This window comes from Streptomyces sp. CB02366, from assembly GCF_001905905.1.
In the GTDB taxonomy this organism is placed as follows: domain Bacteria; phylum Actinomycetota; class Actinomycetes; order Streptomycetales; family Streptomycetaceae; genus Streptomyces.
The window spans coordinates 318,114-331,933 of record NZ_LIVT01000006.1 but is presented as its reverse complement, the minus strand read 5'-3'; the positions used below and the strand labels follow the sequence as shown (position 1 = coordinate 331,933).

At 72.8% G+C, this 13,820-nt stretch carries 4 protein-coding genes; 1 reads left to right on the top strand and 3 read right to left on the bottom strand.

Annotation, left to right across the window (positions count from 1 at the left end; all coding sequences use genetic code 11):
* Together AMK24_RS20465 and AMK24_RS35210 are read right to left on the bottom strand one after the other, a co-directional pair.
* Entirely contained in the window at positions 1–7,248 is a 7,248-nt protein-coding gene (locus tag AMK24_RS20465) for a non-ribosomal peptide synthetase (RefSeq protein ID WP_242435199.1), read from the bottom strand.
* Positions 7,249–7,480: 232 nt separating this feature from the next.
* Positions 7,481–10,315: a BTAD domain-containing putative transcriptional regulator gene (locus AMK24_RS35210; RefSeq protein ID WP_073770243.1), complete on the bottom strand. Its 2,835-nt coding sequence runs from the start codon at positions 10,313–10,315 to the stop codon at positions 7,481–7,483.
* Between the two features lie 100 nt (positions 10,316–10,415).
* Here AMK24_RS35210 and AMK24_RS20455 point away from each other — a divergent pair, with 100 nt between their 5' ends.
* Positions 10,416–11,984, top strand: a complete 1,569-nt coding sequence (locus tag AMK24_RS20455; RefSeq protein WP_079190559.1) for an MFS transporter — start codon at positions 10,416–10,418, stop codon at positions 11,982–11,984.
* Positions 11,985–12,047: 63 nt separating this feature from the next.
* On the opposite strand, the gene AMK24_RS20450 is transcribed toward AMK24_RS20455, so the two are convergent.
* On the bottom strand, positions 12,048–12,911 hold the full coding sequence (locus AMK24_RS20450; protein ID WP_073770242.1) for a LysR family transcriptional regulator: 864 nt from the start codon (positions 12,909–12,911) through the stop codon (positions 12,048–12,050).
* Between the last annotated feature and the right edge of the window lie 909 nt (positions 12,912–13,820).

Here is a 13,820-nt window from a genome sequence, read left to right as displayed (position 1 = left end):
TCAGTGCTGCCCGCTTTCGCCCGTGAGGAGTCCCATGGCCCTGAGTACCGGGCCGACGACGTCGGCCACGCGTGGTTCCTCCATGATCGTGAGGTGGTCGCCCTCGGTGTCGATCACGGTGAGGCGGCCGGAGGTGCGCTCCCGCCACCCGTTGGTCTCGTCCGCGTGCATGCTGTCGATGGCGGTGTGCATCTCCAGCAGCACGCCCGGCAGCGGATCGCGGGCCCGGAGGAGGACCACGTCGTAGTCCACGACCCCGGGCCGGTAGTCGAAGGCGGAGCGCCAGTTCGCCTCGTACACCTTGAACAGCCTCCGCACCACGGCGTCGCCGCTGCCCGCGGGCAGCACGCCCTCGTCGATGGCCAGCCGGGTCATGAACGCGAACTTCTCGTCCAGCGTGGCCAGTCCGGGCGGCAGGAGGTCGCCGGCGGTGGCGCTGCCGTGCTGGAGCCAGAGCAGTTCCCAGAAGAACCAGCCGAGCAGGGCCTCGTCGTCGGTCCAGGGCCGCCGGCCGGGGTTGAGCGCCGTCGTGTCCAGGAGGACCAGGGAGGCGACGCTCTCCCCGGCGGCGTGCAGCTGGCGGGCCATCTCGAAGGCGACGAACCCGCCGAAGGACCAGCCGCCGAGGTGGTAGGGGCCGGACGGCTGGACCCGGCGCATCGCCGCGATGTAGTCGGACGCGAGCTGTTCCAGGCCGCGCACCGGCTCCGTGCCGACGTCCGCCCCGGCGGCCTGGAAGGCGTAGAAGGGCTGGTCCGGGGGGAGTTGTTTGGCGAACGGTACGTAGCAGAGCACGTTGCCGCCCATGGGGTGCGCGAAGAACAGCGGCGGCCGGGCGCCCTCCGGCCGGATCGCCACCAGCGGGTCGAAGCCGGCGGTCGCGCTGCCCGCCGAGCGGAGCCGTTCGGCCAGTTCGGCCACGGTCGGCGCCACGATGAAGTCCGACAGGGGGATCGCGGTGCCGAACCTCTCCTCCATGAGGACGACCAGACGCATCGCCGTGATCGACGTGGCGCCGAGGTCGAACAGGTTGTCGTGCACCCCCACGTCCGGCAGGTGCAGCAGGTCGGCCAGCATCCCGGCCAGCACCCGCTCGTGGTCGTCCCGGGGGGCGACCCGGCCGGCCGGCCCGGTGCGGAGCGGCCGCACCTGCTGGAGCGCGGCCTCGTCGCGCTTGCCGTTCGGGGTGAGCGGGATGGCGGGCAGCCAGACGAAGTGGGCGGGCACCATGTAGTCCGGCAGCTTCGCACGCAGGTGGCGTCGCAGCTCGTCCAGGTCCGCGCGCTCGGCGTCGCCGACCAGGAAGGCGACCAGGGAGGTGTCGCCCGCCTCGTCGCGCCGGGCGATCACGGCGATGTCGGTGATCGCGTCGGGACCGCCCGCCGCCGCCCCGGCGGCGACCAGTTCGATCTCCGCGGGTTCGACCCGGTAGCCGCGGATCTTGACCTGCCGGTCGGCGCGGCCCAGGCAGACCACGTCCCCGCCGGGCAGGACCATGCCGACGTCCCCGGTGCGGTAGACCAGCCCGTCGCCGTCCGGGGCGGGCAGGAACCGCTCCTCGGTCAGGTCGGGCCGGTCCGCGTACCCGTCGGCCAGGCCGGCGCCGCCGATGTAGATCTCACCTCGGCTCCCGACGGGCGCCCGGCGCATCTCCTCGTCCAGGACCAGCAGCCGGGCCCCGTGGATGGGCTGCCCCACCGGGGGCAGCGCGGGGAACGCGGCGGGATCGCCGGTCATCCCGTGGAAGGCCGCGGCGTGCGTCTCGGTGGGACCGTAATGGTTGTCGAGCACCACGCCGCCGAGCGAGGCGCAGAACCGGCGGATCTCGTCCGTCGTCCGGAACTGCTCGCCCGACGAGCACAGCACCCGCAGGCTCCGCGGCACCAGACCGAGCGTCACCGACGCCTCCGCCAACTGCTGGAGGGCCACGTACGGCAGGTGCATGCGCTCGACGCGCTCCCGGTCGAGCAGCCGCAGCAGACCGGGCATGTCGCGCCGCAGCGCCTCCGTGACGACGACCAGGGTCCCGCCGCCTGCCAGCGTGGCGTACAGCTCCTGGAAGGAGACGTCGAAGCTGAGCGGCGCGTACTGCGCCGTGCGAGCGCCCTCGGCGGTGCTGGCGATCCCGTTCTGCCAGGCCACCAGGTTGGACAGGGACCGGTGCGGCGCGGCGACCCCCTTGGGGCGGCCCGTCGAGCCCGAGGTGAACAGCAGGTAGACCTCGTCGTCCTCGGAGATCTCCGGCAGCTCGACGGCGTGCCCGGTGGCGGCCAGCTCCTCGTACGGGAGGACGGGTACGGGGGTCTCCAGGGCCTCCACGAGGCCCCGGTGCTCCGCGTCCACGACCACGCGGGCAGGGCGGCCCTGCTCGATCATGGCGCGCAGCCGGTCCACCGGATAGGCGGTGTCCAGCGGCATCGCCGAGCACCCCGCCTTCGCGGTGCCCAGGAACGCGGCGACGGTCCCGGCCGCCCGGCCCATGGCGAGGCCGACGCGGTCGCCCGGGCGCACTCCCGACTCCAGCAGACCCGTGGCGAACCGGGCGGCGACCCGGTCCAGCTCCTCGTACGTCCACGTCAGGTCCTCGGAGACCACGGCCTGTGCCCCGGGGGCACGGCGTGCCCGCTCCTCGAAGGCGCGGACCGCGTTGACCGGCTGCCGCCCGGTCCGCGGCGGCTCCGGCGCCGGAGCGAGGAAGCCGAACTCCACGGCGCCGTCCGGCTCCTCGGCGAGCCTGCGCAGGATGCGCACGTACGTGTCGGTGTACAGCCGCGCCTGCGCGGGGGTGAACGACTGCCCCGAGAAGTCGAGACGGAGCCGGATGCCCTCGTCCACCGGGTCGACCATGGCGTTGACGACCAGGGAGAAGTTCGTCTCCTCCCGGACCGCGAAGCCGCGGCTGGCGATCCCGGGGGTCCGGAAGACCTCTCCGAGCTGGCGGAAGTGGATGAAGTTGAACAGGGTGTCGATCAGCGACGTCCGGCCGAGGTCCTCCTGGATGACCGCCAGCGGCACCCGCCGGTGGGGGTAGCTCTCCCGCTCCCGGTCCAGGGCGCGCGCCACGACGTCGAACCAGGTGGCCTGCTCCACGTCCACCCGCACGGGCAGGGTGTTGAGGAAGAGGCCGCAGGTGCGCTCCGCTCCCTCGGCGTCCGGCCGGCTGTGGGTCACCAGACCGGTCATGACGTCACGTTCGCCGGAGAAGGCCCGCAGCATCAGGACGTGCGCCGCGAACAGGACCGATTTGACCGGCGCCCGCCGGTCACCGGCGGTGGCGCGCAGGGTGTCGACGAGATCGGCGGGCAGCCGCAGGTCGCACTCCACGCGCTCCTCCGTCCCCGGCTCCTCGTGCGGACGGAAGCTCTCCAGGTGGGGCTGCGTCGCGTCGGTCAGCAGGTTCCGCCAGTAGGCGCGGCCCGCCTTGTCGTCGATGGCCGCGCGCTCCTGGGCGACGTGCAGCGCGGCCGAGGGCGGCGCGGTGTCCGGCACCGGCTCCAGGTCCAGTCCCAGCAGGTGGCCGTAGTCCTGGAGGAGTTCGGAGACGAGGTTGGCGACGCTGCCGCCGTCGAGGATGGCGTGGTGGAAGCTGAGGACCAGCTCCACCGTGTCGGGCAGGGCGAACGCCCGGAAGTGGTACAGCGGCGCGCGGTCGAACCGGTAGTCGTACCGGCGCCGGGCGGTGATGTGCTCGTCGATGGCCGCCTCGGCGTCCGCGGTCGGGGCCTCCCTCAGATCGCGGACGCTCAACCCGCCCTCGGCGGAGGAGCGGACGATCTGGAGCGGCTCGGCATGACCGGCCAGGGCGAACGACGACCGCAGCACCGGATGGCGTGCGACGAGCCGGTCGAAGGCCGTCCGGAACTCCCGCTCCCGCCACGGCATGGCCAGGCTGTAGCGGAAGACGTCCTTGTACGTCGCGGAGTCCTCCTTCTCCCGGCTGTGGAACAGCAGGCCGAGCTGGAGGCGGGTGATCGGGTAGGCGTCCTCGTACGTCTCCAGGCGGGCCCGGTCCACCGGGGAGACCAGGGCGAACGGGGCCGGGGCCGGGGCCCCGGCCGGGACGGCGGTACCGGCGTCCTGGGCGCACGCGGCCAGCCCCGCCACGGTGGGGTTGCGCACGAAGTCGTCGGTGGTGAACCGGATGCCCGCCTTCTCGGCGAGCGCCCGCACCCGGAGCATGCTGATCGAGTCGCCGCCGATCACGAAGTAGTCCGTGTGGACGCCGACCCGGTCGACGCCGAGCACCTGGGCCCAGATCCCGGCGAGCACCGACTCACGGCGGGTGCTCGGCGCGCTGTCCGCGGCCTCGGCCGCGTCGGCGGACGGGGCGGGAAGGGCCCTGCGGTCCACCTTGCCGTTGGGCGTGAGCGGGAGGCTGTCGAGGCGTTCGAAGGACGACGGGATCATGTAGGCGGGCAGAACGCTCCCGAGGGCCGACCTCAGGAGGCCCGGGTCGAGGTCCCGGTCGGCCGTGCAGTAGGCGACGAGGACCGGGCCCCGGCCGCCGCCGGGCCGGTGGTCGACGACCACGGCGTCGCGGATCGCGTCCAGGGCGACCAGCGCGTTCTGCACCTCGCCCAGCTCGACCCGGTTGCCGCGGATCTTCACCTGGTCGTCGTTCCGGCCGAGGTACTCCAGATTGCCGTCGTTCAGCAGCCGGGCCAGGTCCCCGGTCCGGTAGAGGCGGCCGCCGGGGACGAAGGGGTCCTCGACGAAGCGCTCGGCGGTGAGTTCGGGCCGGCCGAGGTAGCCGCGGGCGACCTGGACGCCGCCGATGTGCAGCTCGCCGGGAACGCCGACCGGCTGCGGGCGGCCGTGCCGGTCGAGCACGTAGAGCGTGGTGTTCTCCACGGGGCGTCCGATGGGCACCCGTGTGACGGGGCCCTCGGACGCGGGCGGGCAGTCGAAGTAGGTCACGTCGACCGCGGCCTCGGTGGGGCCGTAGAGGTTGACCAGGCGGGGCCCCTCACCGCCGTCGAAGATCCGGTTGAACTGGGCGACCCGCTCGGGGGGCAGGGCCTCCCCGCTGCAGAAGACGAAGCGCAGCGAACCGGCCCCGGCGGCCTGTTCCGGGTGGTCCTCCAGCAGGTCCAGGAACGGGCCGAGCATCGAGGGCACGAAGTGGACCACGCTCACCCGGTGGTCGCGTATCGTGCGCGCGATCCGCTCCGGGTCCTTCTCCGCTCCCGGGGGCAGCAGCACCACCCGAGCGCCCTGGACGGCCCACCACAGCAGCTCCCACACCGAGACGTCGAAGGAGATGGGCGTCTTCTGCAGGAGCGTGTCGCCCGGACCGATGGGGTAGCGGCGCTGCATCCACGTCAGCCTGTTGCCCACCGCGTGGTGCTCGACCATCACGCCCTTGGGACGCCCGGTGGAGCCGGAGGTGTAGATGGTGTACGCGACGTCCTTGGGGCCCGCGCCGCGCCCGAGGGGCCGGCTGGAGCCCCGGTACAGCTCGGATATCCGGAGCACCGGGGCGCCGGTGGGCAGGTCCTCGACCGCGTGCGCACCGCGCAGGACCAGCTTCGCCCCGCAGTCCTCCAGGAGCAGCCGGACGCGGGAGGGCGGGTAGCCGGGATCGACGGGTACGTAGGCGGCGCCCGCCTTGAGGATGCCGAGCAGGCCGGGCAGCAGCTCCGGGCCGCGCTCCGCGAGGATCGCCACCCGGTCGCCGGGGCCGGCGCCCCGCTCGCGCAGCACCCGCGCCACCTGGCTGGACCTGCGGTCCAGCTCGGCGAAGGTCAGGGTGGCGCCGGAGGCGCCGTCCACCACGGCCGTCAGATCGGGGGTGCGCACCGCCTGTTCGGCGAACAGCTGGTGGAGCGTCTTCTCACGCGGGTAGGGGGCGAGAGCGCCTTGGCGGCGGCGGACGACGTCCTCGTACTCGTCATCGGTCAGCATGGGCAGCTCCGCGAGCGGCAGCTCCCGGGAGTCCAGTCCGCGGCGGAGGAGTTCCCCGACGTGCCCGGCGAGGGCCGCGGCCGTGAGGTGCCCGTCGAACACGTCGTCGGCGTAGTCCAGGTCGACGCGCAGGCCCGGCTCGTCGTCGAACGCCTGCACCATGACGGAGAGCGCGTCGGCGGCGTGGACCGGGGCCATGATCGTGGTGGTCCGCTCCACTCCCGGGATCCCCTGCGGGCGGGGGAAGCGCAGGTAAGAAGCGGTGACGTCGAACAGTCGGCGGCCGTCGGCGCCCTGTACGGGGGCCTCGCGGAGGATGTCGCCGTAGGGCAGCCGCTCGTGCTGTCTGAGCCGGTCGATCTGTCGGCGGACCCGCTCGGCGAGTTCGACCAGCGGCAGGTCCTCCGCCACCGGGATGCGCACCGGCAGATTGTTGGCGAACTGGCCCACGATCGAGCGTTCGCCCTCGGTGCGGCGGTTGAGGAAGGGCACCCCGAACACGACCTCGTCGGCCTGGTGGATACGCCCCAGGCACACCGCGAACGCCGAGAGCAGGTAGGGGAAGGGGGACGCGCCCGCGTCGAGGATGCGCCCCACCAGCTCCTCGCCGACCGGGAAGGAGTGCCGACCGCGGCCGGGCCGGGTTGCGCCGGAACGTGTGAAGAGAGCGGGCTCCACGCCCGTCAGATATTCTCGGTAGAACGCGCGGTCATTCTCGCGATCCGTCTCTCCGAAGGCGGAATCGCCTTTCCGGATGGAATCCCAGTACGAGGCGGATCCGGTCCGTCCTGCCGGCTCGGCTGCTTTTTCATCGGCGGCCGGAAAGTTTTCCCCGGACAGGCGCGAGCGGTAGTCGGAGAGAATCCGCAGGGTCAGCGCGTTCAGGGCCCAGGCATCGGTCACGATGTGGTGCGAGGTCAGCACCAGGTGGACGGCCTGTGGCCCCTCGTCGACCACGGCGGCCCGGAACAGCGGGCCGCCCCCGAGGTCCAGCGGCCGGCCCAGCTCCTGCTCGCACCAGATCCGCACGGCCCCGGCGGGGTCCGGCCCACCGGAGAGGTCGATGTGCTCGAAGGGCGGCGCCCCGGCGTCCGGCTCCTCCGTGATCCGCCGGACCCGGGGGACGCCTTCGTCGTCCTCGCCGAACCGCAGCCGGAAGGCGTCGTGCTCCCGCACCGCACGGGCCAGGCAGGCGCCGAGCAGCTCCCGGTCCACGGCTCCCGACAGCCGCTCGTGGACCAGTACGTTGAATTGGCAGTTCCCCGGTGTCCTTGCTTCGGCCGCCCAGATGTCGCGCTGGTAGCCGGTTAATCCGAGGGCCCCTAATTCAGCTGCTATCCCCACGGAAAGCCACTCCTTCGCCTGCCATTCGTACGCGAATAAATAACGGCTCGAATCAGGCTAGGGTGGAGGGGTCGGTGCGGCTACTGCGTAATCGAGTAGGGCGTATTCGAGTAGGGAGCACGAACGAATGCGCCCGCGCTTTGACGCGCGCCGCCGGAGCGGGACGGACCGCCGGAGCACGGGGCCCTCCCGCCCCCGGAAGACGCGCCGGCCTCGCCCCCGGCGGGTTCGGTCACGCCCGGGTGAGGAGGTCCAGTTCCGCCAGCGCCGCCGCGGTGTGCGTGGCGTGTTCCGAGGACTGGCTCTTGGCCAGGGCCCGGTTCAGGTGGGACGTGGCGGCCTCCCGGTCGCCGCGGAGCCGCGCGGCGTGCCCGAGGCCGATCTCGGCACGGATCTCGCCCCGGTGGTAGGCGCGTTCGGCCGACACGGACAGCGCGCGCTCGTACAGCTCCGTCGCCCGCTCGGTGAAGCCGCTCGTCAGCGCGGCCCGGCCGAGGAAGGTCAGCGTCTCGACGACCTCGGTCCACAGGCCGAGCTCCTCCGCCATCAGGAGCCCCTCGCGGTGCAGCCGTTCGGTCCGTACGCGGTCGCCCTCGCGTTCGGCCGCGAGCGCCAGGGCCCGGGTGGCCCGGAGCTGACCCCAGCGGTCGTCGACCTCGCGGAACAGCGCGGCGCCCAGCTCCGCCGACCCGTCCCGGTCCGGGGCGTGGCTCGCCAGCTCCACCAGCGCCGCGGCCTGACCCCAGCGGTCCCGGGCGGCGCGGGCGCCGGCCAGGCTGGCCTCCACCAGCCGCAGCCCCTCGCGGTGGTGGCCGCGGCCGGTCAGTCCGGTGCCGACGAACCACTGGAGCCGGGCCTTCAGCACCGGGTCCTCGATCCCGGCGGTGGGGTCCTCGCCCGCCGGGCCGGGCACGGCGTCGGCCTGCGAGGTGCGCAGCTCGACTCCGGCCAGCCAGACCCGTGCCGTCACGCGCGCGGCCGTCTCGGCGCCGGCGTCGGCCGTCAACGCCGCCCGCAGCGACCTGCGGGCCTCGGGGAACCGTCCGCGCAGGAACCAGTACCAGGCAAGCGCGTTCACCAGCCGCACCGCGCACCCGGCGGGGCCCTGGGCGACCGCGAGGTCCAGCGCACGGCGCAGATTGACGGTCTCCGCGTTGAGGCGTTCCAGGGAGCACCGCTGGTCCGGGCCGCGCAGCCGCTCGCTCTCCCGCTCGGCCGACTCGGTGCAGTACCGCACGAAGCGCGCGCGTACGGCGCTCTCCTCCTCCGCCTCCGCCAGCCGCTCGGCGCAGTAGGCGGCCACCGATTCGAGCAGCCGGAACCGGTCGCCCTCACGGACCACCAGCGAGCGGTCCACCAGCCGGGCGAGCAGGTCGGGGATCCGCTCGGCGGGCAGCTCCCCGTCGGCGCAGACCGCCTGGGCGGAGGACATGACGCAGCCGTCGGCGTGCACGACCAGGCGGCGCAGCACGGTGCGCTCGTCCGGCGGCAGCAGCTGCCAGCTCCAGTCGAGCATGCCCCGCAGCGTCTGCTGACGGTCCGGGAGCCCGCGCACCCGTACGTCGGGCCGGGCGAACCGGTCGTCCAGCCGAGCGGCGAGCTCCCGCGGGCTCAGCGTCCGCAGCCGGGACGCGACCAGTTCGAGGGCGAGCGGAATCCCGTCGAGGCGGCGGCAGATGGTGGCGACGGCCTCCGCGTTGTCCGCGTCCAGGACGAAGCCGGGCGCCGCCGCGGCGGCTCGCTGCACGAACAGCTCGACGGCGCTGGACCGGGCGACCGCCCGCGGATCGGTGTGCTCCGGCAGCGCCAGCGGCGGCACCGGGTGCACCACCTCCCCGGGGATGTCCAGGGCTTCCTGGCTGGTGAGCAGGAGATGGGCCGCCGGCACGGCCGACAGCAGGGACTTGGCGAGCACCGCCACCGGCTCGACGAGGTGCTCGCAGTTGTCCAGCAGGATCAGCAGCCGCTTGTCGGCCACCGCCTGGCACAGCCAGCCCACCAGGTCGTCCAGGTCCGGTTCGGTCGCGGCCGTGTCGCACAGGCCCAGCGTCGTGATGACGCGTTCGGCGATGTCGTCCGGGTCGGACGCGGCGCCCAGGCCGGCCAGCTCGACCAGCCACACCCCGTCGGCGTACCGGTCGGCCGCGTCACCCGCCGCAGCGATCGCCAGCCGCGTCTTGCCCACCCCGCCGAGGCCGGTGAGGGTGACGAGACGGATGCTCGCGCCGGGGTCCAGCCGGGACAGCACCTGTGCGGCCGCCTCACGCCGGCCGATCAGCGGGGTCAGCGGAGCGGGCAGGTTCGTCCGGCACGACCGCGACCCGATCGCCGGGGTGGCCAGCTCCGGCTCCTGGCGCAGGATCGCCTCGTGCAGCGCGGCGGCATCCGGACCGGGCGAGGCGCCCAGCTCCTCGGCCAGCTCCCGGCGCAGCTCCTGGAAGCTCTGCAGCGCGTCGCCCTGCCGCCCGGAGCGGTACAGGGCGCGCATGTGGGCCATGCGCAGCCGCTCGCGCAGCGGGTGCCGTGCCACCACGGCCCCCAGTTCCGCCGCGAGCGCCGTGTGCTCGCCCAGGGTCAGCCGGACGTCGGCGTGGTCCTCGACGACGGCCAGGCGCAGCTCCTCCAACCGTGCGATCTCACTGCGGGCGAACAGGGACTCGGCCACGTCCGCGTAGGCCGGGCCCCGCCACAGGGCGAGCGCGTCCGCGAACAGATCCGCCTTCACCGCCGGCTCCCGGTGGGCGCGGGCGCGGTCGGCGAGCTCCTGGAACCTCAGCGCGTCGACCACGGCGTCCGCGAGCAGCAGCCGGTAGCCGGCGGGCTCGCGGACCACCCGCTCCCGGCCCAGCACCCGCCGCAGCTGGGAGACCTTGGTCTGCAGGGTGTTGGCCGACCCGCCCGGCGGGTTGCTCGCCCACAGGTCCTCGATGAGGCGGTCCGCCGGCACCGGCCCGCCCTGGTGGACGAGCAGGTTCGCCAGCAGGGCACGCACCTTCGCTTCGGGAACCCTGACCGGCCGCCCCTCGGCGTCCCAGACGGCCAGCGGACCGAGCACCCCGTAACGCATGGCCGCAGTCTATCGCCGAACGACCCTCAGGAAACCGTGCGCGAGGGGCGGCACAGTGGCGATCGCATGTCGACGATCCGAGAAAAAGGCAGGGAGTGCCATGAGCACAACGACCACAGGCAGAGCGGGAGCCCGGGAGTGGGGAGGGCTGGCCGTCCTTTCGTTGCCCACCGTGCTACTGGGCCTCGACGTCACCGTGCTGTACCTGACCCTTCCCTCGCTGGCAGAGGACCTGCGCCCGTCCGGTACCCAAGAGCTGTGGATCATGGACGCCTACGGGTTCCTGATCGCCGGCTTCCTGCTCACCATGGGCACGCTGGGTGACCGGATCGGCCGCCGTCGGCTGTTGATGATCGGGGCGGCGGCCTTCGGGATCGTCTCGGTGCTGGCGGCCTACGCCACCAGTGCCGACATGCTCATCGCCGCGCGAGCGGCCCTCGGGGTCGCCGGCGCCACGCTGATGCCGTCCACCCTGGCTCTGATCAGCAATATGTTCTCCGACCAGCGGCAGCGCTCCCTGGCGATCGGTGTCTGGGCCACGAGCTTCGCGCTCGGCATGGCGCTCGGCCCGGTGGTCGGCGGAGTGATGCTGGACCACTTCTGGTGGGGTTCGGTGTTCCTCCTGGCGGTGCCGGTCGCGATCGTGCTGCTGGTGTCCGCGCCGCTCCTGATCCCCGAGTACTCGGCGCCGCAGAGCGGCAGGTTCGACCTGACCAGCGTGGCGCTGTCGCTGCTGGCGATCCTGCCGGTGGTCTACGCGGTGAAGCGCTTCGCCAAGGACGGCTTCGATCTGCCGATGATCGCCGCCGCGGTGATCGGCGTGGTCTTCGCGGTGCTGTTCGTCCGCAGGCAGGGCAAGCTGGAGAGCCCGCTGCTGGATGTGCGCCTCTTCGCCGACCGGACGTTCAGCTCCGCGCTGAGCGTGCTGCTCGTCGGTCTCGTCGGCGTCGGCGGCTCGATGCTGCTGATCACCCAGCAGCTCCAGTTCGTGGAGGGGCTGCAGCCGGTCGAGGCCGGGCTGTGGATGGGCCCGCCCGCCTTGTTGATGTTCCTGGCCGCGATCGGCTCGCCCCTGGTCGCGCGGCGGGTGCCGCCGGGCCTCGTGGTGGCGGCCACCCTGATGCTGTCCACGGTCGGATACGTCCTGCTCGCCCTGGTGGGTTCCTCGGGCGGCATCGCCCTGATGGTCGTCGGGTTCGGCCTCGTCTACCTCGGGCTCGGGGCGATCGCGGCCCTGGGTACGGACCTGGTGGTCGGGGCGGCGCCGCCGGAGAAGGCGGGCTCGGCCTCGGCGATGTCGGAGACCGTGCAGGAACTGGGCCTCGCGCTGGGCGTGGCGATCCTGGGCAGCCTGGCGACCGCGATCTACCGCAGCCGGATCGACGACGAGATCCCCGCCGGCACGCCGGCGGACGTGGCCGACGCCGCGGGCGACAGCCTCGCCGGCGCCGTCTCCTCGGCCCAGCAGATGCCCGCCGGCTGGCTCGACCTCGCCAAGGAGGCCGCCACCTCCGGCATGAACACGGCCATGGTCGTGGCCGCGGTGTGCACGGTGGTCCTGTCGATCCTGTCCGCCGTCGTCCTGCGGCACGTCGGAGCCATCAGCAACGAACCGGAGGCCGCGTCGGAGGCCGCCCCGCAGGCGGAGCCGGCGAAGTCGCGGGCCTGACCGGCCGCGGCCCGCACCCGCCGCACCCGTTCGCGGGGGCGGCGGGGCGGCGCGCGCACAGGCCTACTCGGTTCCCTCCGCGACCACGTCCCGCGCCAACTGGATGAAGGAGCTCAGCGCCGGATGGCGATTGTTGGAAGCCCAGACCAGGTACACCGGCACCGCGGGCGCGTCCCGCAGGGGGAGGTAGCTGATCTCGGCATGCGGGTGCATCCAGGCGGTGGAGGCCGGGGTCACGCCGATCCCGACACCGGCGGCGATGTAGCTCTGCCAGTCGTCGATCGTGTCCACCTCCACCGCCACCACGGGCTGCCCGCCCTTCTCCCACAGGTCGAGGTTGGTGGTTCCGGAGAAGGAGTTGATCACCAGCGGGTAGTCGGCCAGGTCACGCAGCGACACCTCGTCCAGATCGATCAGCGGGCAGTGCGAGGGCACCGCGACGACCCGGGGCTCCATGACGAGCAACTCCTCGTGCAGACTGCGCCGCCCGGTGTGCGTGCGCATGATCGCCACGTCCGACTGGCCGGTGGTGAGCCCGCCCGCCGGGTCGTCGACCCGCTTCAGGCGTACCAGGACCTCCGGGTTCGCCTCCTTCCACTGGCGCAGTATCTCGCTGGTGTACACGCCGATCGCCGACCAGGCGTGCCCCACCCGCAGGGCCCGCACCCGGTGCAGGTCCACGTGCATGGCGTCGTCGAAGGCGGTGACGGCGGCATCCGCCTTGGCGCAGAACATCTTTCCCGCCACGGTGGGCTGCACCCCCTCCGCGGAGCGTTCCAACAGGGTCTGCTTCACGTGGCGCTCCAACTCCGCGAGTCTGCGCGACACCGCGGACTGGGCCTCGTACAGACGGGCCGCCGCCTTCGAGATGCTGCCTTCGTCGACCGCCATGAGGAACGTCCTCAAGTGGTGGATTCCCACAGCCATGACGCTGCTTTCCTTTCGCAGAGAAATACGGGGACTGCACGGAGACCGCACCGGTCCGCGTTCGATGAGAACGGGTGGTGCGCCGGGAGAGGCGCGCCGGTGGACCTCGACGGAATGGCCGCCCGACCCGGGGGCCGGAGGGCGCGACGCGGCCCGGCGGCTCACCCGGTCAGGAACGTGCGAGGGTTCCCGGACATCGGAAGAAGCGCCCCTCGGCGCCCGTCGTCCGCCGGTATGCCCGCGGCGCCCGTGTCATCGTCGGCCCGGACGCGGCCGGCTCCGTATCCCACTCCACAAGACCGTCCCGGATATGTCGTCCTCGCTCCGTCGTGGCACCGGAGCCACGCCACCCGCTCCGTGGGCCGGCCCCGTAGGCCGGCCCATTCCCCTTACGGGTCGGGGAGATATCCCCAGGGCCGGTTCCCGGCAGGGGCCGACCGTGGTTCTCGGGTCACGTCATCGCTTTCCAGGAAGAGGGCACACGTGTAATACCCCGCATGGGCGTAGAGGGAACGGCGGATATCGGCGTGCAGTAGACCCTGGAGCTGACGAATCAGGCACTGCCCGTGCCCGCGGCGGCTCCGGTCCTCAGTGTGACCGGTGGCGTTTACGTGTTCAACAGCGTCTCGGCGAAGGACTGATATACACCTGTCACGTCGCTCGCGCCCGGGTGGTGGAAAACGTCGGGCAGAAGCGTTTCGGCGCAGGTGGGACGCCGTGTGCGGCCAGTGGGGCAAGGAACGATCGCTCGATACGGACCGTTCCGGGCGGCGAGAACAAGATGCACTCCGTCTCGAATGGCGGAAAGTCGGCGCATCTTTTTTCGGACAGCCGTCATGCGCCGTCTCCGCCGACGCCCCGCCCAAGAACGAGCGATCCCACGGAAGTTGAAGACCAGACAGATGGCCG

Bases quoted from the DNA above. Each gene is read 5' to 3' on its own strand.
- AMK24_RS35210 (WP_073770243.1), bottom strand. From the start codon at position 10,315: ATGCGTTACGGGGTGCTCGGTCCGCTGGCCGTCTGGGACGCCGAGGGG.
- AMK24_RS20455 (WP_079190559.1), top strand. From the start codon at position 10,416: ATGAGCACAACGACCACAGGCAGAGCGGGAGCCCGGGAGTGGGGAGGG.
- AMK24_RS20450 (WP_073770242.1), bottom strand. From the start codon at position 12,911: ATGGCTGTGGGAATCCACCACTTGAGGACGTTCCTCATGGCGGTCGAC.